At 67.6% G+C, this 22,262-nt stretch carries 24 protein-coding genes; 11 read left to right on the top strand and 13 right to left on the bottom strand.

What is annotated here, in order from left to right; all coding sequences use genetic code 11:
• Positions 1-213: 213 nt before the first annotated feature.
• Positions 214-1,422, top strand: coding sequence for a C40 family peptidase (locus tag BG90_RS15745; RefSeq protein ID WP_045568215.1), 1,209 nt, complete (start codon positions 214-216; stop codon positions 1,420-1,422).
• Between the two features lie 337 nt (positions 1,423-1,759).
• Here the strand turns inward: BG90_RS15745 and BG90_RS15740 are convergent, their stop codons facing one another.
• On the bottom strand, positions 1,760-2,584 hold the full coding sequence (locus BG90_RS15740) for an IclR family transcriptional regulator (RefSeq protein WP_010121536.1): 825 nt from the start codon (positions 2,582-2,584) through the stop codon (positions 1,760-1,762).
• A 150-nt stretch (positions 2,585-2,734) separates the two neighbouring features.
• Between BG90_RS15740 and BG90_RS15735 the strand changes: the two genes are divergently transcribed.
• From BG90_RS15735 to BG90_RS15720, 4 genes are read left to right on the top strand one after another with little or no spacing between them, the layout of a single operon-like run.
• A complete protein-coding gene (locus BG90_RS15735; RefSeq protein ID WP_010121535.1) occupies positions 2,735-3,490 on the top strand; it encodes an ABC transporter substrate-binding protein in 756 nt (251 codons plus the stop codon).
• Positions 3,491-3,522: 32 nt separating this feature from the next.
• Positions 3,523-4,179, top strand: coding sequence for an amino acid ABC transporter permease (locus tag BG90_RS15730; protein WP_025990480.1), 657 nt, complete (start codon positions 3,523-3,525; stop codon positions 4,177-4,179).
• Positions 4,176-4,928 carry an amino acid ABC transporter ATP-binding protein gene (locus BG90_RS15725; protein WP_010112881.1) on the top strand — a complete coding sequence of 251 codons (753 nt, stop codon included), beginning with the start codon at positions 4,176-4,178 and terminating at the stop codon, positions 4,926-4,928. Before BG90_RS15730 ends, BG90_RS15725 begins: the two co-directional genes overlap by 4 nt.
• Positions 4,925-6,220, top strand: coding sequence for an NAD(P)/FAD-dependent oxidoreductase (locus BG90_RS15720; protein ID WP_045568214.1), 1,296 nt, complete (start codon positions 4,925-4,927; stop codon positions 6,218-6,220). Before BG90_RS15725 ends, BG90_RS15720 begins: the two co-directional genes overlap by 4 nt.
• Before the next feature lie 130 nt (positions 6,221-6,350).
• On the opposite strand, the gene BG90_RS15715 is transcribed toward BG90_RS15720, so the two are convergent.
• From BG90_RS15715 to BG90_RS15675, 10 genes are all read right to left on the bottom strand, one after another.
• Entirely contained in the window at positions 6,351-7,361 is a 1,011-nt protein-coding gene (locus tag BG90_RS15715) for an inorganic phosphate transporter (RefSeq protein WP_025989771.1), read from the bottom strand.
• Between the two features lie 10 nt (positions 7,362-7,371).
• Positions 7,372-7,998: a DUF47 domain-containing protein gene (locus BG90_RS15710; protein WP_010103114.1), complete on the bottom strand. Its 627-nt coding sequence runs from the start codon at positions 7,996-7,998 to the stop codon at positions 7,372-7,374.
• Positions 7,999-8,136: 138 nt separating this feature from the next.
• The gene (locus tag BG90_RS15705; protein ID WP_010103112.1) at positions 8,137-9,519 is read right to left on the bottom strand and encodes a replicative DNA helicase; all 1,383 of its coding nucleotides are present in this window, start codon (positions 9,517-9,519) and stop codon (positions 8,137-8,139) included.
• Between the two features lie 9 nt (positions 9,520-9,528).
• On the bottom strand, positions 9,529-9,657 hold the full coding sequence (locus tag BG90_RS37350) for a hypothetical protein (protein WP_010103111.1): 129 nt from the start codon (positions 9,655-9,657) through the stop codon (positions 9,529-9,531).
• A 5-nt stretch (positions 9,658-9,662) separates the two neighbouring features.
• The gene (gene rplI, locus BG90_RS15700; protein ID WP_010103108.1) at positions 9,663-10,115 is read right to left on the bottom strand and encodes a 50S ribosomal protein L9; all 453 of its coding nucleotides are present in this window, start codon (positions 10,113-10,115) and stop codon (positions 9,663-9,665) included.
• 27 nt (positions 10,116-10,142) lie between these two features.
• A complete protein-coding gene (rpsR, locus tag BG90_RS15695) occupies positions 10,143-10,418 on the bottom strand; it encodes a 30S ribosomal protein S18 (RefSeq protein ID WP_004193360.1) in 276 nt (91 codons plus the stop codon).
• Positions 10,419-10,420: 2 nt separating this feature from the next.
• Positions 10,421-10,720: a primosomal replication protein N gene (priB, locus tag BG90_RS15690; RefSeq protein WP_010103106.1), complete on the bottom strand. Its 300-nt coding sequence runs from the start codon at positions 10,718-10,720 to the stop codon at positions 10,421-10,423.
• Between the two features lie 36 nt (positions 10,721-10,756).
• Positions 10,757-11,131, bottom strand: coding sequence for a 30S ribosomal protein S6 (gene rpsF / locus BG90_RS15685; protein ID WP_010103105.1), 375 nt, complete (start codon positions 11,129-11,131; stop codon positions 10,757-10,759).
• A 231-nt stretch (positions 11,132-11,362) separates the two neighbouring features.
• Positions 11,363-12,235 carry an anti-sigma factor family protein gene (locus tag BG90_RS15680; RefSeq protein ID WP_045568213.1) on the bottom strand — a complete coding sequence of 291 codons (873 nt, stop codon included), beginning with the start codon at positions 12,233-12,235 and terminating at the stop codon, positions 11,363-11,365.
• The gene (locus tag BG90_RS15675; protein WP_045568212.1) at positions 12,225-12,920 is read right to left on the bottom strand and encodes an RNA polymerase sigma factor; all 696 of its coding nucleotides are present in this window, start codon (positions 12,918-12,920) and stop codon (positions 12,225-12,227) included. The genes BG90_RS15680 and BG90_RS15675 overlap by 11 nt, the downstream gene beginning before the upstream one ends.
• 208 nt (positions 12,921-13,128) lie before the next feature.
• On the opposite strand from BG90_RS15675, the gene BG90_RS15670 reads away from it, so the two are divergent.
• Both BG90_RS15670 and BG90_RS15665 read left to right on the top strand, forming a co-directional pair.
• Positions 13,129-14,049 (top strand): metallophosphoesterase family protein, encoded by a 921-nt coding sequence (locus tag BG90_RS15670; RefSeq protein WP_010114963.1) that lies wholly within the window; start codon positions 13,129-13,131, stop codon positions 14,047-14,049.
• A gap of 10 nt (positions 14,050-14,059) precedes the next feature.
• Entirely contained in the window at positions 14,060-14,485 is a 426-nt protein-coding gene (locus BG90_RS15665; protein WP_038802651.1) for a cupredoxin domain-containing protein, read from the top strand.
• Between the two features lie 210 nt (positions 14,486-14,695).
• Here BG90_RS15665 and BG90_RS15660 read toward each other — a convergent pair whose 3' ends face one another.
• Positions 14,696-15,607 (bottom strand): LysR family transcriptional regulator, encoded by a 912-nt coding sequence (locus tag BG90_RS15660; protein ID WP_010103093.1) that lies wholly within the window; start codon positions 15,605-15,607, stop codon positions 14,696-14,698.
• A 165-nt stretch (positions 15,608-15,772) separates the two neighbouring features.
• On the opposite strand from BG90_RS15660, the gene gcl reads away from it, so the two are divergent.
• From gcl to lysM, 4 genes are all read left to right on the top strand, one after another.
• Positions 15,773-17,548: a glyoxylate carboligase gene (gene gcl / locus BG90_RS15655; RefSeq protein ID WP_010114951.1), complete on the top strand. Its 1,776-nt coding sequence runs from the start codon at positions 15,773-15,775 to the stop codon at positions 17,546-17,548.
• Positions 17,549-17,640: 92 nt separating this feature from the next.
• The gene (gene hyi / locus BG90_RS15650) at positions 17,641-18,450 is read left to right on the top strand and encodes a hydroxypyruvate isomerase (RefSeq protein WP_010103089.1); all 810 of its coding nucleotides are present in this window, start codon (positions 17,641-17,643) and stop codon (positions 18,448-18,450) included.
• A 79-nt stretch (positions 18,451-18,529) separates the two neighbouring features.
• The gene (locus BG90_RS15645; protein ID WP_010103087.1) at positions 18,530-19,435 is read left to right on the top strand and encodes a 2-hydroxy-3-oxopropionate reductase; all 906 of its coding nucleotides are present in this window, start codon (positions 18,530-18,532) and stop codon (positions 19,433-19,435) included.
• 545 nt (positions 19,436-19,980) lie between these two features.
• Positions 19,981-20,451 carry a peptidoglycan-binding protein LysM gene (lysM, locus tag BG90_RS15635; RefSeq protein ID WP_010103083.1) on the top strand — a complete coding sequence of 157 codons (471 nt, stop codon included), beginning with the start codon at positions 19,981-19,983 and terminating at the stop codon, positions 20,449-20,451.
• A gap of 275 nt (positions 20,452-20,726) precedes the next feature.
• On the opposite strand, the gene BG90_RS15630 is transcribed toward lysM, so the two are convergent.
• Positions 20,727-21,770 carry an asparaginase gene (locus tag BG90_RS15630; protein WP_010114949.1) on the bottom strand — a complete coding sequence of 348 codons (1,044 nt, stop codon included), beginning with the start codon at positions 21,768-21,770 and terminating at the stop codon, positions 20,727-20,729.
• Between the last annotated feature and the right edge of the window lie 492 nt (positions 21,771-22,262).

Below are 22,262 nucleotides of genomic sequence, written 5' to 3'. Positions count from 1 at the left end.
CCCAGCGCGAAGCGGCGCCTGATTCGTCAGGCGCCGCTTTTTTCATTTCGGGGGTCGAATCATCTGCGAGCGAACGTTCGTCTTGCACAACATTTACGCGCACAACTTCAAGTAATTTCTCAAGAATTCTTGCGGAAGCCCCGCCGGACGCACTACTATCGCGATTAACCATCGTCATACGATTGGCGAGCGCAGCGCGTTCGCCCGCCTCTCATGCTGCGTCTTTCGCTGTCCGTTCTCGTGATCTCGCTGCTCGCGGCCTGTTCGACCGCGCCGCAGAAGCCGGCGCGCTCGTCGTCCGGCATGGCGATCACCACGCCGCGCGCATACGCGCCGCCGCGCGGCTTCCCGAACTTCGTCGACCACAGCGTCGGTCGCGAGGAAATCTCGATCCAGGCGATGAGCCTCGTCGGCGTCCCGTATCGCTGGGGCGGCAACACGCCCGACAGCGGCTTCGACTGCAGCGGCCTCGTGCGCTATGTCGTCGACCGCGCGGCGAGCGTCAACCTGCCCCGCACGACGGCCGACATGAGCTCGATCGGCGAATCGGTCGATCCCGACGGCATCGCGCCCGGCGATCTGATCTTCTTCAACACGTCGGGCCGGCCGCATTCGCACGTCGGCATCTACGTCGGCAAGCTGCGCTTCGTGAACGCGCCGTCGACGGGCGGCACCGTGCGGCTCGACTACCTGACGAATCCGTATTGGGCGAAGCGCTTCGACGGCATCCGGCGCGTCGCCGCGCCGAAGGCGAAGCCGACGCCATTCGATGCGCCGACCTATCAGGCAAGCCGGCAACCGGACGCCGCGCCGCGTGCGGCCGCGGTGGCTGCGGCCCAATCGGCCCAATCGACCTACGCGGCGAATGCCGCCGAGCAACCGGTTGCTCGCGCAACCGCGCCGAGCGCGCCGAGCGCGTCATCCGCTTATGCGGCGAATGCGAACGCACCGTCTTCGGCGCATAACGCCACGCCCGGCGCGGCGCCGGCTTATGCGGCGAATTCGCCGGCGCCGAACGCGGCTGCGCCCGCCGCGACGGCGTCCGCCGACCCGTACGAGCCGCCGCCGTCCGCGATGTCCGCCGCGCAGCGGCAGGCGCAGGCCGCGGGCGCGGCGTCGCCCGCGATTGCATCGACCGGCGCGGGCGCCTCGCCGGCGGCCGCATCGTCGTACGCGCCACCGACAGGCGGAGGCACGGCGGCCGCCGTCGCAGGCACGTCGCCGGCCGACCCGATCGACGCCGCCGCGGACGCGTTCGAGCCGCCGCCTCCCACCGCGCGCGCCGCAGCCCGCCAGGCGCAACTCGCCGCGCCAGGCAGCGTGCAGATCCTGCGCGCGTCGACCGCGCCCGGCTCCGCAAGCACCGCCCCCACCGGCACGAGCGACGATCCAATCGCTCGCTTCGCGAACGGCGGCTACTGAACCGGCCGGACCGGATCTCGCAGTCGGCGCGCGGTCCGGCGGCGTTCGAGCGCCGGCTTTCCGGCCGCAGACGAGCGCTCCGCCTTTCTCTCCGTCGAACGGCGCGCAGATCCGCGTCGGCCGCCATGCGGCACGCGGCATCCCGCACCTCAATCGAATCATTCCGGTCGATCAATAGCCACTGCGGCCGTTCCTCGGTTCCTCAGCCCTTTCCTTCGCCCTTCCGCCTCCGCTCCCTCGCGCCGTCGAATGCCCGAACACGTGAACGCCAAAACAGCGACGCAAAACGCCGCGCGCAACCCAAGCGCATGCCCCGCCCGCTTCGCCCGGCCTTCGTCTACGCCAGCGTCCGAATCGAATTCGATATTCCCCGCGCGCAGTCGATCACCGCAGGCGCGAGCCGCTGCTCGGCGTCGGCGAGCGTCCAGCGGCTCGACGGCGCGACGACGTGCACCGACGCGACCGGCCGTCGCTCGCCGTCGAGCACGGGCGCCGCGATCGTCATGTCGCCGATGAACAACTCCTCGCGATTCGACGCGTAGCCGTTGCGCCGCGCGCCGCCGAGCAGCGCCTCGATCGCGCCGATGTCGGTGACCGTGTATTGCGTGTGCGCGACGCGCTCGCTCGCCTCGAGCAGCGCGTGCGCGTCGCCGTCGGGCAGCGCGCTCAGATAAGCGCGGCCCGACGCCGTGCAGTACATCGGAATGCGGCTGCCGATCGGCATGTGGATCGGCACGAATTTCGTGCAGACGAAGCGCGCGACGTACACCATGTCGACGCCGTCCGGCTCGGTCAGATTCGTCGTCTCGCCCGTCACGTTCGTGAGCTCCGACAGGAACGGGTTCGCGACGTCGATCAGCGTATCGGCCGCCAGATAGTTGAAGCCGATCTGCATCACGCGCGGCGTCAGCTGATAGCGGCGCGTGCGCGGATGCTTCCTCACGTAGCCGAGCCGCTCGAGCGTGTAGATCATCCGCTGCGCGGAGCTCTTCGTGATCGACGTCGCCTCGGCGACCTCCGGCAGCGTCATCGTCCGCCGCTGCGCGCTGAACGCGCGCAGCACCGCGATTCCCTTTTCCAGCGACTGGTTGAAAAGCGCGTCGGAGGCGTCGCCCTGATCGCTCCCCGCTTCCGGCTGTGGCCGGCGTGCTGCTTCGCTCATGGAAAGGCCCAATGGTGTTTGCTTAATCGACACACTAGCATATCGAATATCGATATACAAAAATCTTTTGTCGATATTTTTGATTCGAATATGATTGCCAACATGAAGTTTATCGATTTTCAAACGGCAGTCGCTCCACGGAGGCACACCATGATCCAGTTCGCCAAGCGCTTCTTCCTCGGCCTCGTCGTCGCGGCCGCCCCGCTCGTGTCGAGCGCCGCGCCGCCCGTCTACGCGGTCGGCGCGACGTCGACCGGCGTGCCGTTCACCTTCCTCGACGTGAAGACGAACTCGATCCAGGGCCTCCTCGTCGACGCGATCAACGCGACCGGCAAGGCGGCCGGCTTCGACGTGAAGATCGAGCAGACGACGTTCTCCGCGCTGATCCCGTCGCTCACGACGAAGAAGATCGACGTGATCTCGGCCGCGATGCTGAAGACGCCCGCGCGCGAGCAGGTGGTCGACTTCTCGGATACCGTCTATGCGTACGGCGAAGGCCTCGTCGTGCGCGCCGACGACACCGGCAAGTACGTGACGATGGACGACCTGAAAGGCGAGATCGTCGGCGCGCAGGTCGGCACCGCGTTCGTCGACGCGCTGAACAAGAAAGGCATCTTCAAGGAAGTGCGCACGTACGACTCGATCGCGGACATCATGCGCGACGTCGCGCTCGGCCGAATCAAGGCGGGCTTCGGCGACCGCCCGATCCTCTCGTACCAATTGCGCAAGAACCCGAATCCGAAGCTGCGCCTCGTCGACGGCTATCAGTCGACGGTCACGGGCAACGTGTGCTTCATCGTGCGCAAGGGCGACCGCGAGACGCTCGACCGCCTGAACGCGGGCCTGAAGAAGATCAAGGCCGACGGCACGCTCGCGCAGCTCGTGAAGAAATGGCAGGTCGAGTGACGCGCGGCCCGTTCGCGTAAGGAGGCATGCCGATGCTCATGCAGAACCTGCTCGACTTCCTGCCGATCCTGCTGAAAGGCGCGATCGTCACGGTCGAAATCACCCTGTGCGCGTTCGTGCTCAGCTCGGTGCTCGGCCTCGGGCTCGCGCTGATGCGCGTGTCGTCGAACCGCGCGCTCTCGCATGCGGCGGCCGCGGTCGTCAACGTGATCCGCGGCCTGCCGATCATCGTTCAGCTCTTCTACATCTATTTCGTGCTGCCCGATCTCGGCGTGCAGCTCTCCGCGTTCCAGGCGGGCTTCATCGGGCTCGGGATCGCGTACTCCGCGTATCAGGCGGAGAACTTCCGCGCGGGCATCGAGGCGATCGACCGCGGGCAGATCGAGGCCGCGCAGTCGATCGGCATGCGCGGCGCGATGATCATGCGCCGCGTCGTGCTGCCGCAGGCGTTCCGGATCGCGCTGCCGCCGTACGGCAACACGCTCGTGATGATGCTGAAGGACTCGTCGCTCGCATCGACGATCACCGTCGCCGAAATGACGCGCGCCGGACAGCTGATCGCATCGTCGACGTTCCAGAACATGACGGTGTACACGCTCGTCGCGCTGCTCTATCTCGCGCTCAGCCTGCCGCTCGTCTACGGACTGCGGCGCATCGAACGCCGTCTCGGCATCAAGGGGAAGCGATGATTCGCATTCAGGACGTACACAAGCGCTTCCACGATCAGGACGTGCTCAAGGGCGTGAGCCTTCACGTCGACGCGGGCGAAGTGGTCTGCCTGATCGGGCCGTCGGGCTCGGGCAAATCGACGCTCCTTCGCTGCATCAACGGCCTCGAGACACACGACGCCGGCACGATCTCGATCGAAGGCCGGCCGGTCGACGCGAGCTCGCGCGAGATCCACGCGCTGCGCACGCAAGTCGGCATGGTGTTCCAGCGCTTCAATCTGTTCCCGCATCGCACGGCGCTCGAGAACGTCTGCGAAGGACCGCTCTACGTGAAGAAGGCGCCGCGCGACGCGGTGCGCGCGAACGCGCTGCGCCTGCTCGAGAAGGTCGGGCTCGCGCATCGCGTCGACGCGTATCCGCAGCAATTGTCGGGCGGCCAGCAGCAGCGCGTCGCGATCGCCCGCGCGCTCGCGATGGAGCCGCGCGCGATCCTGTTCGACGAGCCGACGTCCGCGCTCGATCCGGAGCTCGTCGGCGAAGTGCTCGGCGTGATGCGCCAGCTCGCGAACGACGGGATGACGATGATCGTCGTCACGCACGAAATGGGCTTCGCGCGCGAAGTCGCGGACCGCGTCTGCTTCCTGTACGACGGGCGGATCTGCGAGTCGGGCCGCGCGGCCGACGTCCTCGAATCCCCGCAGCATCCGCGCACGCGCGACTTCCTGCGCCGGATGCTCGACGCCTCCGATACGACCGCCTCTTCATCATGACCCACGCTGCCGCAGCAGAACCGCTGCCGCCTTCGCTGTGGGCGGCGACGGCGCCGCCCGGCGTCGACACGCCGCCGCTCGCCGAATCGGCGCGCGCCGACGTCGCGATCGTCGGCGCCGGCTACACCGGACTGTCGAGCGCCCTGCATCTCGCCGAGCGCGGCGCGACCGTGCGCGTGATCGACGCGCACGAGCCCGGCTGGGGCGCGTCGGGCCGCAACGGCGGCCAGGTGATCCCGGGCCTCAAGTACGATCCCGACGAGCTGCTGCGCCGCTTCGGCCCGCGCGACGGCGAGGCGCTGATCGAGATGGCGGGCAGCGCCGCCGACATCGTCTTCGAGCTGATCGGCAAGCATGCGATCACGTGCGACGCGACGCGCGCCGGCTGGATCCAGCCGACCCATTCGACCGCGCTGCTCGGCACGCTGCATGCACGCGCGCGTCAGTGGGAAAAGCGCGGCGCGGCGGTCGAGCTGCTCGATCGCGAAGCGGTCGCGCGCCGGCTCGGCACGCACGCGTTCGTCGGCGGCTGGATCGACAAGCGCGCCGGCAGCGTGCAGCCGCTCGCGTATGCGCGCGGGCTCGCACGGGCGGCGCAGGCCGCGGGCGCGACGCTGCACGGCGGCACGCGCGCCACGCGCATCGAGCGCGGCGCGAGCGGCGGCTGGCGCATCCACACCGCGCACGGGCCGACGATCGATGCGCAGCAGGTGCTGCTCGCGACGAACGGCTATACGGACGGCCTGTGGCCCGGCCTCGCGCAATCGGTGATCGCGGCGAACAGCTTCATCGTCGCGACCGAGCCGCTGTCCGACGCGCTCGCGCGCACGATCCTGCCGGGCGGCGAAGTCGCCTCCGACTCGCGGCGGCTCTTGCTCTACTTTCGGAAGGATGCATCGGGACGGCTGCTGGTGGGCGGCCGCGGGCCGTGTCGCGAGCCGCGCGGCGCGGCCGACTGGGCGCATCTCGAGCGCTCGGTGAAGCTGATGTTTCCGCAACTGGAGAACGTCCGCCATGAATACCGCTGGGCCGGTCGGATCGCGATCACGCGCGACTTCCTGCCGCACGTCCACCGTCCGGCGCCGGGGCTCACGATCGCGCTCGGCTACAACGGCCGCGGCATCGCGCTCGCGACGACGCTCGGCCGGCATCTCGCCGCCGCGATGAGCGGCGCCGCGCGCGCGCTGCCGCTCGCCGCGACACAGGTCAGGCCGATTCCGCTGCATGCGCTGCAGCGTCTGTACATCAGCGCGGGCGTCGCGTGGTACGGGCTGCTCGACGCGCTGTCGTGACGGCGACGGCCGCCCCGCCCGCGCGACGCGCGCCCACCAAAAACGATGCGCCGCAGCCTTTCGGCATGCGGCGCATCGTCGTTTTCGGCAACGCGCGGCGTCGAGCCGCGCGGCCGGCCGGATCAGGCGATCAGAACACGCGGTGGCCGATCCACCAGCCGGCCGCCGCGATCAGCGCCGACGCGGGAATCGTCAGCACCCACGCCCACACGATGTTGCCCGCGACGCCCCAGCGCACGGCCGACAGCTTGCGCGTCGCGCCGACGCCGACGATCGCACCCGTGATCGTGTGCGTGGTCGATACCGGAATGCCCATCCACGACGCGACGAACAGCGTCACCGCGCCGCCCGTCTCCGCGCAGAAGCCGCCGACCGGCTTCAACTTCGTGATCTTCTGGCCCATCGTGCGGACGATCCGCCAGCCGCCGAACAGCGTGCCGAGCCCCATCGACAGGTAGCACGCGCCGATCACCCACACGGGCGGCGCGTCGGACGTCGCGGACGCGTAGCCCGATGCGATCAGCAGCATCCAGATGATGCCGATCGTCTTCTGCGCGTCGTTGCCGCCGTGGCCGAGGCTATAGAGGCTCGCGGACAACAGCTGCAGCCGCCTGAAGCGCCGGTCGACCTTGCTGGGCGCGGTCCTGAAGTACAGCCACGACACGCCGAGCATGAACAGCGACCCGAGGACGAAGCCGAGGAGCGGCGAGATGAAGATGAACGCGACGGTCTTCATCAGCCCGTCGATGTTGAGCGATCCCCAGCCCGACTTCGACACCGCGGCGCCGACGAGCCCGCCGATCAGCGCGTGCGACGAGCTTGACGGAATCCCGTAGTACCACGTAATGATGTTCCAGCCGATCGCGCCGAACAGCGCCCCGAACACGACGTAGTGATCGACGATGCTCGCGTCGATCGTGCCCTTGCCGACGGTCTGCGCGACCTTCAGGTGGAAGATGAAATATGCGATGACGTTGAATGCCGCCGCAAACACGACGGCTTGCTGGGGCTTCAGCACCCCGGTCGACACGACGGTCGCGATCGAGTTCGCGGCGTCGTGGAAGCCGTTCATGAAATCGAACACGAGCGCGACGAGCACGAGCGCCGCGACGGCCCACAAGGCGAGTTGTATCGAGTGCATCGTGATCCGCTCAGGCGTTTTCCAGCACGATGCCTTCGATGATGTTCGCGACATCCTCGCACTTGTCGGTGATCTGCTCGAGCAGCTCGTAGATCGCCTTCAGTTTGATGAGCGTCTTGACGTCGTCTTCCTCGCGAAAGAGCTTCGACATCGCCGCGCGCAGCACGCGGTCCGCCTCCGACTCCCAGCGGTCGATTTCCTCGCACGCCTTCAGGATCTGGCTCGACTGCTTCATGTCCGACAGCAGCGCGACGGCCGCCTGCACGTGCTGCGCCGACTGCGTGACGATGTGCGCGAGCTGGCTCGCCTCGGACGTCACCGACTGCACGTCGTACAGCGACACGGCGGTCGCGACGTCCTCCATCAGGTCGAGGATATCGTCCATCGTCGTGATCAGCTTATGGATTTCGTCGCGGTCGAGCGGCGTGATGAACGTCTTGTGCAGCAGGTCGATCGCTTCGTGCGTCAACTTGTCGGCGGCCTTCTCGGCCGATTGCACGTTCTGCTTGTGAATCTCGGCGTCCGCGAGATTGTCGATCAGAAGTTCGAGCTCGCGTCCGCCAGAGACGATGTAATTCGCGTGCGCGTTGAAGATTTCGAAGAACTTGCCCTCGGTGGGCATGAATCGACCGAACATGGGATTCCTGAAAGATGGTCAAACGGCTGTCACAAAAACCGGCGACATTGTACTGTTTTACAGTTGCCCGCCAAGCGCCCGATTGCGACGACGGCGACGAGATACAACGTTTTGCGAAATAAGGGTTTACATCCGGCGCTACTCGCCGTAGAAGTTCTGCGCCCCCGCAAAATTGTCGAATTTCGTGTATTGACCCAGGAACGTGAGTCGAACGGGGCCGATCGGGCCGTTACGCTGCTTACCGATGATGATCTCGGCGGTGCCCTTGTCGGGGCTGTCGGGGTTGTACACTTCGTCGCGGTAAATGAACAGGATCACGTCCGCGTCCTGTTCGATTGCACCCGATTCCCGCAAGTCCGACATCACCGGCCGCTTGTTCGGCCGCTGCTCGAGCCCGCGATTCAGCTGCGATAGCGCGATCACCGGCACGTCGAGCTCTTTCGCGAGGCTCTTCAGCGATCGCGAGATTTCCGAAATTTCGGTCGCGCGGTTCTCGCCCTGCGACGAGCCCGACATCAGCTGCAGGTAGTCGACGATGATGAGCCCGAGCTTGCCGCACTGGCGCGAGAGGCGCCGCGCGCGCGAGCGCAGCTCCATCGGATTCAGGCCGCCCGTCTCGTCGATGAAGAGTTGCGCCTCGCTCATCTTCTGCACCGCGTGCGTGAGCTTCGGCCAATCCTCGTCGGTGAGGCGCCCGGTTCGCATCCGGTGCTGGTCGAGGCGGCCGACCGAGCCGAGCATCCGCATCACGAGCTGCGTGCCCGGCATTTCCATCGAGAACACCGCGACGGGCAGCCCGTACTCGACGGCGACGTATTCGCCGACGTTCATCGAGAACGCCGTCTTACCCATCGACGGCCGGCCGGCGACGATGATCAGCTCGCCGCCATGCATGCCGGACGTCATCCGGTCGAGATCGACGAAGCCCGTCGGCGTGCCCGTCACGTCGCTCGGATTCGCCGTGTGATAAAGCGTGTCGATCCGCTCGACGACCTGCGTGAGGAGCGGCCCGATCTCGAGGAAGCCCTGCGTGCCGCGCGCGCCGTCCTCGGCGATCGAGAACACCTTCGACTCGGCCTCGTCGAGCAGCTGACGGACTTCCTTGCCCTGCGGATTGAACGCGTCGGCCGAAATTTCGTCGGCGACCGACACGAGCCGGCGCAGCACCGCGCGATCGCGAACGATTTCCGCATAGCGGCGGATGTTCGCGGCGCTCGGCGTGTTCTGCGCGAGCGCGTTCAGGTACGCGAGCCCGCCCACGTCTTCCGCCTTGCCGGACGTCGTGAGCGCCTCGTAGACGGTCACGACGTCGGCCGGGCGCGTCGATGCGATGAGACGACCGATGTGCTCGAAGATGATGCGGTGGTCGTACCGGTAGAAGTCGCCTTGCGACAGGAAATCGGCGATCCGGTCCCAGGCGCCGTTGTCGAGCAGCAGGCCGCCCAGCACCGACTGCTCGGCCTCGATCGAGTGAGGCGGGACTTTCAGCGATTCGATTTGGGGATCTTTCGGCGCGTTCATGGCTTCGGATTATCGCGAAATGGGCGCGGCTTCGCCAGCGGGCGTCGGAAACGCCGAGAAACGAAAAAAGGCAGGAACCGGTTGCCCGGGCCCCTGCCCTTCATGTCGGACGGCGTGCGCCGCCCGTAGAGACTGCATGTCGCTTACGCGTGATCGCCGATCACGTTGACCGTCACGTCGACGACGACGTCGGTGTGCAGCGCGACTTGCACGCCATGCTCGCCGATCATCTTCAGCGGACCTTCCGGCATGCGCACTTGCGCCTTCTCGACTTCGTAGCCTGCCTTCTTCAGCAGCTCCGCGACGTCGCCGTTCGTGACCGAGCCGAACAGACGGCCGTCGACGCCCGACTTCTGCGTGATTTCGAACGACTGGCCGTTCAGCTTCTCGCCGACCGCTTGCGCGGCAGCCAGCTTCTCGGCGGCGACCTTTTCGAGTTCCGCGCGGCGGACTTCGAATTCAGCGATCGCGTCCTTCGTCGCGCGGCGCGCCTTGCGGTTCGGGATCAGGAAGTTGCGAGCGTAACCGTCCTTGACCTTGACGATATCGCCGAGGTTGCCCAGATTGGCGACTTTTTCCAACAGAATGATTTGCATTCGAATTCTCCTTATTGCGTCGCCTGATTACGCCTTGTGCTGATCCGTGTACGGCAGCAGCGCGAGGAAACGCGCGCGCTTGATCGCCGTATCCAGCTGGCGCTGATAGTGGGCCTTCGTGCCCGTCAGACGCGCCGGCGTGATCTTACCGTTCTCGCCGATGAAGTCCTTCAGCGTTTCCGTGTCCTTGTAGTCGATCTGCTCGACGCCGGCTGCCGTGAAGCGGCAGAACTTCTTGCGCTTGAAGAGCGGGTTTTGTTGCTGACGACGCTTGTCGAATTTCTTACCAGTGGGGCGGGCCATGTTCAGTCCTTTCCAATGTCCTGCAATGCTGTGATGTGAAACACCAAGGTTCTCGCGTTGCGGCTCTTTTTCGCCAGGAAGCCGGTGAAGAGCGTCTCGACGCCCATCTCGCAGCCTTCCAGCTTGCCGCTCGCCTCGCCTGCCGCCACGGCCGGGATCGTCAATTCGACCTGCCGGGCGATGCCTGCCTCGACGACTTCCGTGCGATGCTGCAACGTGGCGCTTGCGATCGGAACGCCGGCGGGGGTGTACCGCACCGGTTCACGCTCGACGACGCTCGCCGTCAATTGCAGCCTGTTCACGAAAGCGACGCGCTCCTTCCCTGGTGGCTTGTTGCGTTAAGCCTGCGCTTCGGTCGGCTGAGCAGCAGCCGCCTTCTTGGCTTCTTCGCGCTGAACTTCCTTCATCATCGGCGACGGGCCGCTTTCGGCCTTCTTCATCTTGACGATGAGGTGACGCAGCACGGCGTCGTTGAACTTGAACGCGTGTTCGAGTTCGTCGAGCGTCGTCTGGTCGCACTCGATGTTCATGCAGACGTAGTGAGCCTTCGCGAGTTTCTCGATCATGTAGGCCAGTTGGCGGCGGCCCCAGTCTTCGACGCGGTGGATCTGGCCACCGTGCGACGTGATCGTGGACTTGTAGCGCTCGATCATCGCGGGCACTTGCTCGCTTTGATCGGGGTGCACGATGAAGACGATTTCGTAATGACGCATACACACTCCTTGTGGATTGAAGCCACCCGGGCGTCGGAACCGGTGTGGCAAGTGAGAAGCCGAAGATTCTAACCCGGATATGGGTCGCGTGCAAGGTTCATCGACGATTCGCCGCGCGATTCGGCCGTGTTTTCAACGACTTGGGCAGGCAATCCGGGATCGGCGGGCCGGCGCGGCGTTCGCCGCGCGATCGAACCGGATATTAACGGGGCCACATCGTGCGCGGCGCCGTCATTCGGCTCGCGGCGCCGCGACGCGCGCGGTCAGCGCCGTCCTGAACGCCGCGAGCGCGGACGGCTCCGCATCGGTCACCGCCCACCACGTCATGCCCGCCGCGTCCCAGCGGTCGAGCGCGTAACCCTGCGATACGGTCGCATAAGGCGCCGCCCCGCCCTCGCCCGACGGCCGCACGTAGACGTCGATTACGTGCTGCCGGTAGCGGTACACGAGCACCGCGACGCGACGCTGCCCGACGTAATCGAGCCGGCCGCCCGCGAGCGCGAAGCCGCTCGCGCTCAGATCGACGACGGGCGGCGCGTAGTCAAGGCGTCCGTTGAACCATGGCTTGACCGTATGCCGATCGGTCGAGATCACGTCGATGTCGCGCGACGACAGCCCGGCCCGCACGTGGCTCGCGACGATTTCGTCGACGATGCGCTCGGTCGCCGCGCGGCGCGTGCCGACCGCGAGACCGGCCGCCGCCGCGAGCGCGATCGCCAATGCGACGCCCCAGCCGAGGCCGGGCAGCGCGGCGGCGCGCGGACGCGGCCACCGTACCGCCAGGCCCGCGTGCGTGCCGCGGGGGCCCGGCCGGCCGAACCAGCGCCATGCCCGCGCGGCGGGCGGGCCGCCGTCAGGGGCCGGAACGTCCGGGACCGGCACGTCCGGGACCGGCAATCCCGCGACGATGCGGGCGCGCAGCGCGTCCGACGCGCGATGGTATTCCGCCCGTCTTACCGCCCGACCGAGCGCGACGAGCCGGTCGCGCTCGACGCGGCACGCGTCGCAGCCGTCGACGTGCCGCTCGACCCGCAACGCGTCGGGCGCGGAAAGTTCGCGGTCGACGTCCGCGTCGAGCAGCGCGCGCGTTTCGTTACAGTCCATCGATGGCCTCCGATGCGGTTCCGGACGGCGGCGCGCCGCCTTCGCCAGCCGCGGCGCGCGCGCTCGAACGCGCCTGCGCCTGTGCGTCGGCCGCGCGCGGCGCCGGCGCCGGCGCGTCGCCGAGCAACGCGACGAGACGCCGGCGCGCCCGCGCGAGCCGCGACATCACGGTGCCGACCGGCACGTCCGCGATCGCCGCGATCTCGCGGTAGCTCAAATCCTCCATTTCGCGCAGCACGAGCACTTCGCGATACTCGGGCGGCAGCTTCGCGAGCGCGTCGTTCACGCGGTGGACGTCCTCGCTGCGCATCAGGAGCGCGAGCGGATCCTCGGCCGCCGGATGCCAGTCGTCCGGAGAATCCGCGACATCGAGCACGTCGGCCGAGGCGACTTCGCGCGCGTTCGCCCGCCGCCGCCATTCGGTGTACCAGGTGTGGCGCACGATCGTCAGCAGCCACGGCCGCGCGTTGTCGCCGCGGCACGAATCGAGAAAACGGAACGCACGCATGCACGCCTCCTGCACGATGTCCTCCGCGTCGCTCGCGTTGCCGCACAGCCAGCGCGCGAGGTTGTATGCGGCGTCCAGATGCGGCAGCGCGAGCGCCCGGAAGCGCTCGCTGCGCGCCGCCACGTCGCCCGTATCGCCCGCGTCACGTTCGTCGACCATCCGGCCGAATTGACCCACGTCACCTCCCCTGGATGCGCGGCCGCCGGCCGCTCGCGTCCGGCGCACGACGCCGCTTCAAACGGCACGCACGCGGTCAAGCATCCTTACCGCCCGTCGATCCAGTTTATTCCCGCCGCCCGCGCGCGGAGACGAAAAATAAACCGGGAATATCCGCCGCGCAGCGACGGTATGACAGGTACGTACCGTCACTTGCGAAGGAGCCGCCATGCCGAACCCGACCCTGTCCCTGAAGCGCCGCGATTTCCTGCGCCTCGCCGCGTGCGGAGGCGGCGTCGCGTTCGCGTCCGCGCTGCCCGGCTGGAGTCTCGCCGCCGACGCCGGCGCCGATTTCTTCTTCGTCCAGCTCTCCGACGCGCACTGGGGCTTCACCGGCCCCGCGATCAACCCCGACGCGCGCGGCACGCTGCCGAAGGCGATCGAAGCGGTCAACGCGCTGCCCGTCGCGCCCGACTTCGTGATGTTCACGGGCGACCTCACGCATACGACCGACGATCCCGCCGAGCGCCGCGAGCGGATGCGGCAGTTCCAGTCGATCGTCGCGCAATTAAAGGTGAAGCCGCTCCACCTGATGCCGGGCGAGCACGACGCGAGCCTCGACGCGGGCGCCGCGTACCGCGAGATCTTCGGCGACACGCACTACGCGTTCGATCACAGGGGCGTGCATTTCGTCGTCGTCGACAACGTGTCGGATCCGGCCGGCCGCGTCGGCGATGCGCAGATCGACTGGCTCGCGCGGGATCTCGCGCGGCAGCCGAAGGACGCGCGCATCGTCGTGTTCACGCACCGGCCGCTCTTCGATCTCGCGCCGCAATGGGACTGGGCGACGCGCGACGGCGCGAAGGTCGTCGACGTGCTGATGCCCTATCCGAACGTCACCGTGTTCTACGGGCACATCCACCAGGAGCATCACGCGATGACGGGCCATATCGCGCATCACGCGGCGCGCTCGCTGATGTTCCCGCTGCCGGCGCCCGGCTCGCAGGACAAGCGCCTGCCGGTGCCGTGGGACGCCGCCGCGCCGTATCGCGGGCTCGGCTGGCGCGAGGTGCGCGTCGGCGGCGCGATGCGCGCGCCCGCGCTGACCGAGATGCCCGTCGGCGCGAAGCAACCGCAACCGACCGTCTGAGGAGCGAGCGATGCGCCATTTTTTCTTCGATTCGCGTGCGCTTCGCGGCCGGGCGCAGGCGACGCCGCCGTCCGCGCCGCGGCGCCGCTGGCTGCTCGCCGCGGGCGGTGCGGCGCTTGCCGCGCTCGCGGGCGTCGACGTGTCGCGCGTGCGCGCCGCCGAGCCGCGCGTGATCAAGGTTCACGCGCGGCGCTTCGTGTTCACGCCGGACCGGATCGCGCTTGCGCCGCACGAATCGGTCGTGTTCGAGCTGACCGCGCAGGACACCGTGATGGGCTTTTCGATCCCGCAGTACGGCGTGCGTGCGGACGTGCCGCCGGGCGCGGTCGTGCGCCTCGCCGCGCAGGCGGGCGACGCGGGGACCGTTCAGTTCCTGTGCGACATCTTCTGCGGTTCCGGGCACGAGACGATGAACGGCGTGCTCGTCGTCGGGTAGCGCGGAGGCTAACCGATTGACCGATTGGCGAACTGGCGAACTGGCGAACTGGCGAACTGGCGAACTGGCGAACTGGCGAACTGGCGAACTGGCGAACTGGCGAACTGGCGAACTGGCGAACTGGCGAACTGGCGAACTGGCGAACTGGCGAACTGGCGAACTGGCGAACTGGCGCCGCGCGCGAAAGAACGCGCGCGCGGCGCCGCGCGCTCACTCGGCGCCTTCCCAATACCCGGGCCGCGCGTACACCTCGCGCAGATAGTCGATGAAATATCGGACCCGCGCCGGCACGTAGCGCTGCTGCGGATAGACGGCGAGGATGTCGTAGTCGGGCAGCGCGTATTCGTCGAGCACGGTCTCGAGCTCGCCGCGCGCGAGCTGCTGCGCGATCTCCCACGTCGAGCGCCAGCCGAGCCCGAGCCCTTCCGACGCCCAGCGGTGCAGCAGCTCGCCGTCGTTGCAGTCGAGCGTGCCCGACACGCGCATCGTGACGAGCTTGCCGTTGCGCCGGAAATACCAGCCGCGGTTCTGCCCGCCCTGCAGGTTGAACGCGAGGCAGTTGTGCGCCGCGAGGTCGTCGAGCGTCTTCGGCCGGCCGTGCCGGCGGAAATACTCGGGCGTCCCGCACACGACGCGCCGGTTCGACGCGAGCTTCACCGCGACGAAATTCGGATCGACCGCGCCGCCGATCCGGATCGACAGGTCGTAGCCCTCGCGCACGAGATCGACCACCCGGTCGGTCAGGTTGAACGACATCTGCAAGTCGGGCTTGTCGGCGATGAACGCGGGCGCGAGCGGCGCGACGTGCTTGCGGCCGAACGCGGCGGGCGCCGACACGATCAGGTGCCCGCTCACCGCGCGGCGCCCGGCCGCGATCTCGTTCTCCGCCTGCGCCCATTCGGAGAGGAGCCCGCGGCAGCGCTCGAGGAACGCCGCGCCGTCCTCGCTGACGACGAGCCGGCGCGTCGACCGGTATATCAGCTTCACGCCGAGGCGCTTCTCGAGCGCGTCGATCCGCCGCCCGAGCACGACGGGCGACACCCCTTCCTCGAGCGCGGCCGCCGCGAGGCTGCCCGCGTCGGCGACCCGCACGAAGGTTTCGATCTGCTTGAACCGGTCCATCCGCTGTCTCCTGCCCGCCCGGCGCCGCCGCATGCGCCCGGCATTCGATACTTTTAGTTTCGAAATAAGCGACTCGAGCGAATCTTATCAAACCTTTCCTGCGGCCCTAAAGTGTCTTCGACACCAGCGATAACCCGCGATTCGCATCGAACAAGGAGACATTTCATGGCCAGGATGAGAGCCGTCGACGCCGCCGTACTCGTGCTCGAGAAGGAAGGCGTGCAGACCGCGTTCGGCGTGCCGGGCGCGGCGATCAACCCGCTGTACTCGGCGCTGCGCCGCTCGGGCGCGATCGGGCACGTGCTCGCGCGGCACGTCGAAGGCGCATCGCACATGGCGGAAGGCTACACGCGCGCCGCGCCCGGCAACATCGGCGTGTGCATCGGCACGTCGGGCCCCGCCGGCACCGACATGATCACGGGCCTCTACTCGGCGTCGGCCGACTCGATCCCGATTCTCGCGATCACCGGCCAGGCGCCGCGCGCGCGGCTCTACAAGGAAGATTTCCAGGCGGTCGACATCGAGTCGATCGCGAAGCCCGTCACGAAATGGGCGGTCACGGTGCGCGAGCCGGCGCTCGTGCCGCGCGTGTTCCAGCAGGCGTTCCACCTGATGCGCTCGGGCCGCCCGGGGCCCGTGCTGGTCGATCTGCCGATCGACGTGCAACTGGCCGAGATCGAATTCGACATCGCGACCTACGAGCCGCTGCCCGTCTACAAGCCGCGCGCGACGCGCACGCAGATCGAGGCCGCGCTCGCGATGCTGAACGACGCCGAGCGCCCGCTCATCGTATCCGGCGGCGGCGTGATCAACGCGGCCGCCGAGCAGCTGCTCGTCGAATTCGCGGAGACGCTCGGCGTGCCGGTGATTCCGACGCTGATGTCGTGGGGCGCGATTCCCGACGACCATCCGCTGATGGCGGGCATGGTCGGCCTGCAGACGTCGCACCGCTACGGCAACGCGACGCTGCTCGCGTCCGACTTCGTGCTCGGCATCGGCAACCGCTGGGCGAACCGCCACACGGGCAGCATCGACGTCTATACGAAGGGCCGCAAGTTCGTCCACGTCGACATCGAACCGACGCAGATCGGCCGCGTGTTCGGCCCCGATCTCGGGATCGTGTCGGATGCGAAGGCGGCGCTCGAACTGTTCGTCGAGCTCGCGCGCGAATGGAAGGCGGCGGGCAAGCTGAAGGATCGCGGCGCGTGGGTCGCCGACTGCCAGCAGCGCAAGCGCACGCTGCAGCGCAAGACGCATTTCGACGACGTGCCGGTCAAGCCGCAGCGCGTGTACGAAGAGATGAACAAGGCGTTCGGCCGCGACACCTGCTACGTGAGCACGATCGGGCTGTCGCAGATCGCGGCCGCGCAGTTCCTGCACGTGTTCAAGGCGCGCAACTGGATCAACTGCGGCCAGGCGGGCCCGCTCGGCTGGACGATTCCCGCCGCGCTCGGCGTGCGCGCGGCCGATCCGCGGCGTCCGATCGTCGCGCTGTCGGGCGACTACGACTTCCAGTTCATGATCGAGGAGCTCGCGGTCGGCGCGCAGTTCAAGCTGCCGTACGTGCACGTCGTCGTCAACAACTCGTATCTCGGCCTGATCCGCCAGGCGCAGCGCGCGTTCGACATGGACTACTGCGTGCAGCTCGCGTTCGACAACGTCAACGCGCCCGAACTGAACGGCTACGGCGTCGACCACGTCGCCGTGGCCGAAGGGCTCGGCTGCAAGGCGCTGCGCGTGTTCAAGCCGGAAGAGATCGCGCCCGCGCTCGAACGCGCGCGGCAGATGACGGCCGAGTTCAGCGTGCCCGTCGTCGTCGAAGTGATCCTCGAGCGCGTGACGAACATTTCGATGGGCGCCGAGATCGACGCGATCAACGAGTTCGAGGATCTCGCGGGCAAGGCCGAGCACGCGCCGACCGCGATCTCGCTGCTCGACTGATGCGCGCCGCCTTCATTGCGTTGCCCTATTGATCAGCTTGGCTGATCAATTCGATCGATTTGCTCAACTGACCGACCAGCGAGACTACAGACATGCCGAAATTCGCAGCCAATCTGACGATGCTGTTCAACGAGGTGCCGTTTCTCGACCGCTTCAAGGCGGCGGCCGACGCGGGCTTCGATGCCGTCGAGTTCCTGTTCCCGTATCCGTATCAGAAGGAAGAACTCGCCGAGCGGCTCGATGCGAACCGCCTGCGCCTCGTGCTGCACAACCTGCCCGCGGGCAACTGGGATCAGGGCGAACGGGGGATCGCATGCCTGCCCGATCGCGTCGGCGAATTCCGGGACGGCGTCGGCCGCGCGATCGAGTATGCGCACGCGCTGAAGGCGCCGCAGGTGAATTGCCTCGTCGGCATTCCGTCGGCGAGCCAGAAGCGCGACACGACGCTCGTCACGATCGTCGAGAACCTGCGCTTCGCCGCCGCCGAATTGAAGCGGGCGGGCATTCGCCTGCTCGTCGAGCCGTGCAATTCGTACGACATCCCGGGCTTCGCGCTGAACCGCTCGGCCGACGCGCTCGACGTGATCCGCGCGGTCGGCTCCGACAATCTGTTCCTGCAGTACGACATCTATCACATGCAGCGGATGGAGGGCGAGCTCGCGGCGACGATCAGGCAGCACATCGGATCGATCGCGCACGTCCAGCTCGCGGACAACCCGGGCCGCCACGAACCCGGCACGGGCGAGATCAACTACGCGTATCTGTTCGATCTGCTCGACGAGCTCGGCTACGACGGCTACGTCGGCTGCGAATACAAGCCGCGCACGACGACGGCCGAAGGTCTCGGCTGGCTGCAGCGGATCGCGCACGTCGACGCGAAGCGCGCGCGCAGCGGCGCTTGATCCGGCTCGCACGCGAGCGCATCCGCTCATTCCGAACCCACGGTTCACAGGATTCACTGGACTCACAGGAGACATCGCAATGGCAACGATCGGCTTCATCGGCCTCGGCATCATGGGCGCGCACATGGCGCGCAACCTGCTCAAGGGCGGCCACCGCCTCGTCGTGAACGGCGCGTATCCGGTGCCGGCCGACCTGCGCGATCAGACGCAGGTCGTCGCGAATTCGACGGCCGTCGCGCAGGCGTCGGAAATCGTGATCACGATGGTGCCCGACACGCCCGACGTGCGAAACGCGCTGTTCGCCGACGACGGCATCGCGAAGGGCCTCGCCGCCGGCAAGCTCGTGATCGACATGAGCTCGATCTCGCCGCTCGACACGCGCGACTTCGCGAAAGAGATCAACGCGCTCGGCTGCGACTATCTCGATGCGCCCGTGTCGGGCGGCGAAGTCGGCGCGCGCGACGCGACGCTCACGATCATGGTCGGCGGCCCGCAACGCGCGTTCGAGCGCGCGAAGCCGCTCTTCGACCTGATGGGCAAGAACGTCTCGCTGATCGGCGACAACGGCGCGGGCCAGACCTGCAAGGTCGCGAATCAGATCATCGTCGCGCTGAACATCGAAGCGGTCGCCGAGGCGCTGCTGTTCGCCGCGCGCTCGGGCGCCGATCCGGAGCGCGTGCGCCGCGCGCTGATGGGCGGCTTCGCGTCGTCGCGGATTCTCGAGCTGCACGGCGAACGGATGACGAAGCGCACGTTCGATCCGGGCTTCCGGATCGATCTGCATCGCAAGGACCTGAATCTCGCGCTCGACGGCGCGCGCCGGATGAACATCGCGCTGCCGCACACGGCAAGCGCGCAGCAGCTCTTCAGCGTGTGCGCGGCGAACGGCGGCGGCGCGTGGGATCACTCCGCGATCGTGCGCGCGCTCGAGATCATGTCGAACTTCGAGATCGGCGAGCCGCCGAGCGACGCGAAGGTCGCCTGAGCGATCGCGCCGGCGCGATCCGTCGAATCGCACCGCGCGGCGGCGCGACGAAGCGAGCGGCGCGACGAAGCGCGAACGCAAGCTCGCACGAGCGCCGTTCGCGCAAGCGGAAGCCGCATCGCGATGTCGCCGGCCCGCGCCGCGACGTCGACGCTTACCACAATGACGAGTCGTCCGCGTGACGCTCGATGCAATCGAATGCGATGCGTGCGCGACGCATCCTCGACGGGGCGCCTCGCCGCGTGCGGCATGCACGCGGCAGGCAAATGAAGCCGCTTTCGGCTGAGAGCGGCGGGTGGGTCCGCAGCGGCACCCGGCGTCGACGGGGAAGCCTTGGTCGGTCAGACGTCGTCGTCGGGTGTCCGTCTGTCGGATTCGTCACAGCGCGTATTACATTTCTTTACGTTCGCCGAAGCGATTTTTCATGCAATTTGCAACGCGAGCGCCTACACTTTCGCGACGCCTTTCGAGAAGCTTCGCACCGCTGCGGTGCTTCTCTCGACTTCACGGCGCATCTTTTTTCAATCACCTGAAGGAGTGTTGCGATGGGTCTTCTTTCGTTCATCAAAGAGGCGGGTGAAAAACTGCTCGGCAAGAGCGACGAGCAAGCCGCAGCCGATCCCGCCGCGGCCAATCAGACGGCCGCCGATGCGATCAAGAACTACATCTCCGCACAGGGTCTCGACACGTCGAACCTGACGGTCGCGTTCGATGGCGCATCGCGCACCGTCACGCTGTCGGGCAGCGTCGCGGACCTCGACACGAAGGCCAAGGTCAAGGTGGCGGCGGGCAACGTGCAAGGCGTCGCGGGCGTCAACGACGACGACCTGCAGCCGGACGATCCGCAAGTGCAGTACCACGACGTCGTCTCCGGCGACAACCTGTGGAAGATCGCCGAGAAGTACTACGGCGACGGCTCGAAGAACGACGTGATCTTCCAGGCGAACCGCCCGATGCTGTCGAGCCCGGACAGGATCTACCCGGGCCAGAAGCTCGTCATTCCGCCGCAGTCCTGAACGACGCGCGCGCAGCGGGCATCATGAAAAAAACCGGCCCTCGGGCCGGTTCAGAATGCTGACGAACCCCACGTTTTTCGAAGCGTGGGGTTTCGTCTTTCTGGAATCAGGGTTACAGATTCGCCGCGAACGAGCAGTCGAATCTGCTGGGCAAACGGCTCACCAGGCGCAGTTTTTCTTGCGCGTCGACGTCGCCTCCGATTCGACGCGATTCGATCGCGCACGATGCCATTCGACGCGCTGCGCTGCGGCCCGCTCGGCGAGCCGCGCGCCGATCAATACGTGTCGAATACCTGCTGCAATTCGTGCACGCCGGCGACGCCCGCCGCGAGCGCGAGCATCAGCAGCACGCGCGCCTTGTACGGATTGAGCGAGCCTGCGCTCACGAAGCCGAGCGCGTCGTCGTTCGCCGCGCCGTTGCGCATCACGTGGCCCGAGCCGACGCGCGACGCGCGCACGACCGCGACGCCCTTCGCCGCCGCCTCGGCGAGCGCCGTCTGCAGCGTCGCGTGGATCGATCCGTTGCCCGTGCCCGCGACGACGAGCCCGCGCGCGCCCTCGGCGACGCATGCGTCGACCATCGCCCGCGACGCGCCCGCGTAGCTGACGACGACGTCGACCTGCGGCCATGCGGCGCCGATCGAAAAGCGCGAGTCGAGCGTGTGCGGGCGGGTCGCGCGGCGCGCGAATTCGATGCGGCCGTCCTGCACCCAGCCGAGCGCGCCGAGCTCCGGCGAGTGGAACGCATCGACCGCGTAGGTGCTCGTCTTCACGACGTCGCGCGCGCAATGGATCCGGTTGTTGAATGCGACGAGCACGCCCTGCCCGCGCGCCGCCGCGCTGCCTGCGACCGCCACCGCGTTCAGCAGGTTGAGCGGGCCGTCGGACGACAGCGCGGTCGCGGGTCGCATCGCCGCCGTCATCACGACGGGCTTCGCGGTCTTCACGGTCAGGTGCAGCAGGTACGCGGTTTCTTCGAGCGTGTCGGTGCCGTGCGTGATCACGATGCCGTCGATCGCGTCATTGGCGGCGAGCGCATCGATCCGCTCGGCGAGCGTCGTCCACAGCGCGGGCGACAAGTCCTTGCTGTCGATGCTCGCGATCTGCTCGGCCTCGATCGTCGCGATCTGCGCGAGCGCGGGTACGGCGGCAAGCAGCCGATCGACGCCGAGCGCGCCCGCCTGGTAGCCGGCCGTCTGCGCGGCATCGGACGCCGCGCCCGCGATCGTGCCGCCCGTCGCGAGGACGGCGATGCGTGGCAGCGCGCGCGGCGGCGCGCTCGAAACGTTGGGGGTGTTGGAAGATGTCGGTGCGTTCATGGCCGCGATTGTAACGGCAGCGGACCGCTGTTCGGCAAGGGCGGAGTTTTCCCGAGGGCGCGGGCGCGCGGCGCAAGCCGCCCTCGCCGGATGCGCGTCGCGCGTCGCAATCGTTCGCACTCCCGGACGATGCGCTCGCATCGCACCGATTCGCGCGCGCCGCGCCGGCTCGCGTTATCTCGAAATAGACAGATTCGACGGCGGCACGGCCCGGCCCGGCTTCGCACGAGCGCGCGGCGCCGGCACGGAGCATTCGCCCGAAACGCTTGCGGCATCGGCGTTTCCGGACTTGCGAAAGCACTTCGGCCGCCGCGGACGGCCGCATCCCGCGCCGGGCCGCCGCGCCCGCTTCACGCGAAAAATAGCGCACCGCTCGTTTTCCCGAGTATTTTGTCGTTTCGGCGCCGATTTGCCATAATGCAAACCGCGACCCGCGCAGGCGCGCGATTCGCGGCTTATCGAACAAGATGCAATTCACCCACTGGGAGTGTC

The sequence above is a fragment of the Burkholderia oklahomensis C6786 genome (assembly GCF_000959365.1).
Classification (GTDB): Bacteria; Pseudomonadota; Gammaproteobacteria; order Burkholderiales; family Burkholderiaceae; genus Burkholderia; species Burkholderia oklahomensis.
This window is presented reverse-complemented; position numbering and strand designations above follow the sequence as displayed.

What these genes read in the sequence shown, in the direction of transcription:
- BG90_RS15665 (WP_038802651.1), top strand. Translation starts at nt 14,060, where the DNA reads ATGCGCCATTTTTTCTTCGATTCGCGTGCGCTTCGCGGCCGGGCGCAG.
- BG90_RS15740 (WP_010121536.1), bottom strand. Translation starts at nt 2,584, where the DNA reads ATGAGCGAAGCAGCACGCCGGCCACAGCCGGAAGCGGGGAGCGATCAG.
- BG90_RS15645 (WP_010103087.1), top strand. Translation starts at nt 18,530, where the DNA reads ATGGCAACGATCGGCTTCATCGGCCTCGGCATCATGGGCGCGCACATG.
- BG90_RS15710 (WP_010103114.1), bottom strand. Translation starts at nt 7,998, where the DNA reads ATGTTCGGTCGATTCATGCCCACCGAGGGCAAGTTCTTCGAAATCTTC.
- rplI (WP_010103108.1), bottom strand. Translation starts at nt 10,115, where the DNA reads ATGCAAATCATTCTGTTGGAAAAAGTCGCCAATCTGGGCAACCTCGGC.
- BG90_RS15735 (WP_010121535.1), top strand. Translation starts at nt 2,735, where the DNA reads ATGATCCAGTTCGCCAAGCGCTTCTTCCTCGGCCTCGTCGTCGCGGCC.
- lysM (WP_010103083.1), top strand. Translation starts at nt 19,981, where the DNA reads ATGGGTCTTCTTTCGTTCATCAAAGAGGCGGGTGAAAAACTGCTCGGC.
- BG90_RS15720 (WP_045568214.1), top strand. Translation starts at nt 4,925, where the DNA reads ATGACCCACGCTGCCGCAGCAGAACCGCTGCCGCCTTCGCTGTGGGCG.
- hyi (WP_010103089.1), top strand. Translation starts at nt 17,641, where the DNA reads ATGCCGAAATTCGCAGCCAATCTGACGATGCTGTTCAACGAGGTGCCG.
- rpsF (WP_010103105.1), bottom strand. Translation starts at nt 11,131, where the DNA reads ATGCGTCATTACGAAATCGTCTTCATCGTGCACCCCGATCAAAGCGAG.
- BG90_RS15660 (WP_010103093.1), bottom strand. Translation starts at nt 15,607, where the DNA reads ATGGACCGGTTCAAGCAGATCGAAACCTTCGTGCGGGTCGCCGACGCG.
- BG90_RS37350 (WP_010103111.1), bottom strand. Translation starts at nt 9,657, where the DNA reads ATGCAGTCTCTACGGGCGGCGCACGCCGTCCGACATGAAGGGCAGGGG.
- BG90_RS15705 (WP_010103112.1), bottom strand. Translation starts at nt 9,519, where the DNA reads ATGAACGCGCCGAAAGATCCCCAAATCGAATCGCTGAAAGTCCCGCCT.
- BG90_RS15725 (WP_010112881.1), top strand. Translation starts at nt 4,176, where the DNA reads ATGATTCGCATTCAGGACGTACACAAGCGCTTCCACGATCAGGACGTG.
- BG90_RS15630 (WP_010114949.1), bottom strand. Translation starts at nt 21,770, where the DNA reads ATGAACGCACCGACATCTTCCAACACCCCCAACGTTTCGAGCGCGCCG.
- BG90_RS15680 (WP_045568213.1), bottom strand. Translation starts at nt 12,235, where the DNA reads ATGGACTGTAACGAAACGCGCGCGCTGCTCGACGCGGACGTCGACCGC.
- gcl (WP_010114951.1), top strand. Translation starts at nt 15,773, where the DNA reads ATGGCCAGGATGAGAGCCGTCGACGCCGCCGTACTCGTGCTCGAGAAG.
- BG90_RS15730 (WP_025990480.1), top strand. Translation starts at nt 3,523, where the DNA reads ATGCTCATGCAGAACCTGCTCGACTTCCTGCCGATCCTGCTGAAAGGC.
- BG90_RS15670 (WP_010114963.1), top strand. Translation starts at nt 13,129, where the DNA reads ATGCCGAACCCGACCCTGTCCCTGAAGCGCCGCGATTTCCTGCGCCTC.
- rpsR (WP_004193360.1), bottom strand. Translation starts at nt 10,418, where the DNA reads ATGGCCCGCCCCACTGGTAAGAAATTCGACAAGCGTCGTCAGCAACAA.
- BG90_RS15745 (WP_045568215.1), top strand. Translation starts at nt 214, where the DNA reads ATGCTGCGTCTTTCGCTGTCCGTTCTCGTGATCTCGCTGCTCGCGGCC.
- BG90_RS15715 (WP_025989771.1), bottom strand. Translation starts at nt 7,361, where the DNA reads ATGCACTCGATACAACTCGCCTTGTGGGCCGTCGCGGCGCTCGTGCTC.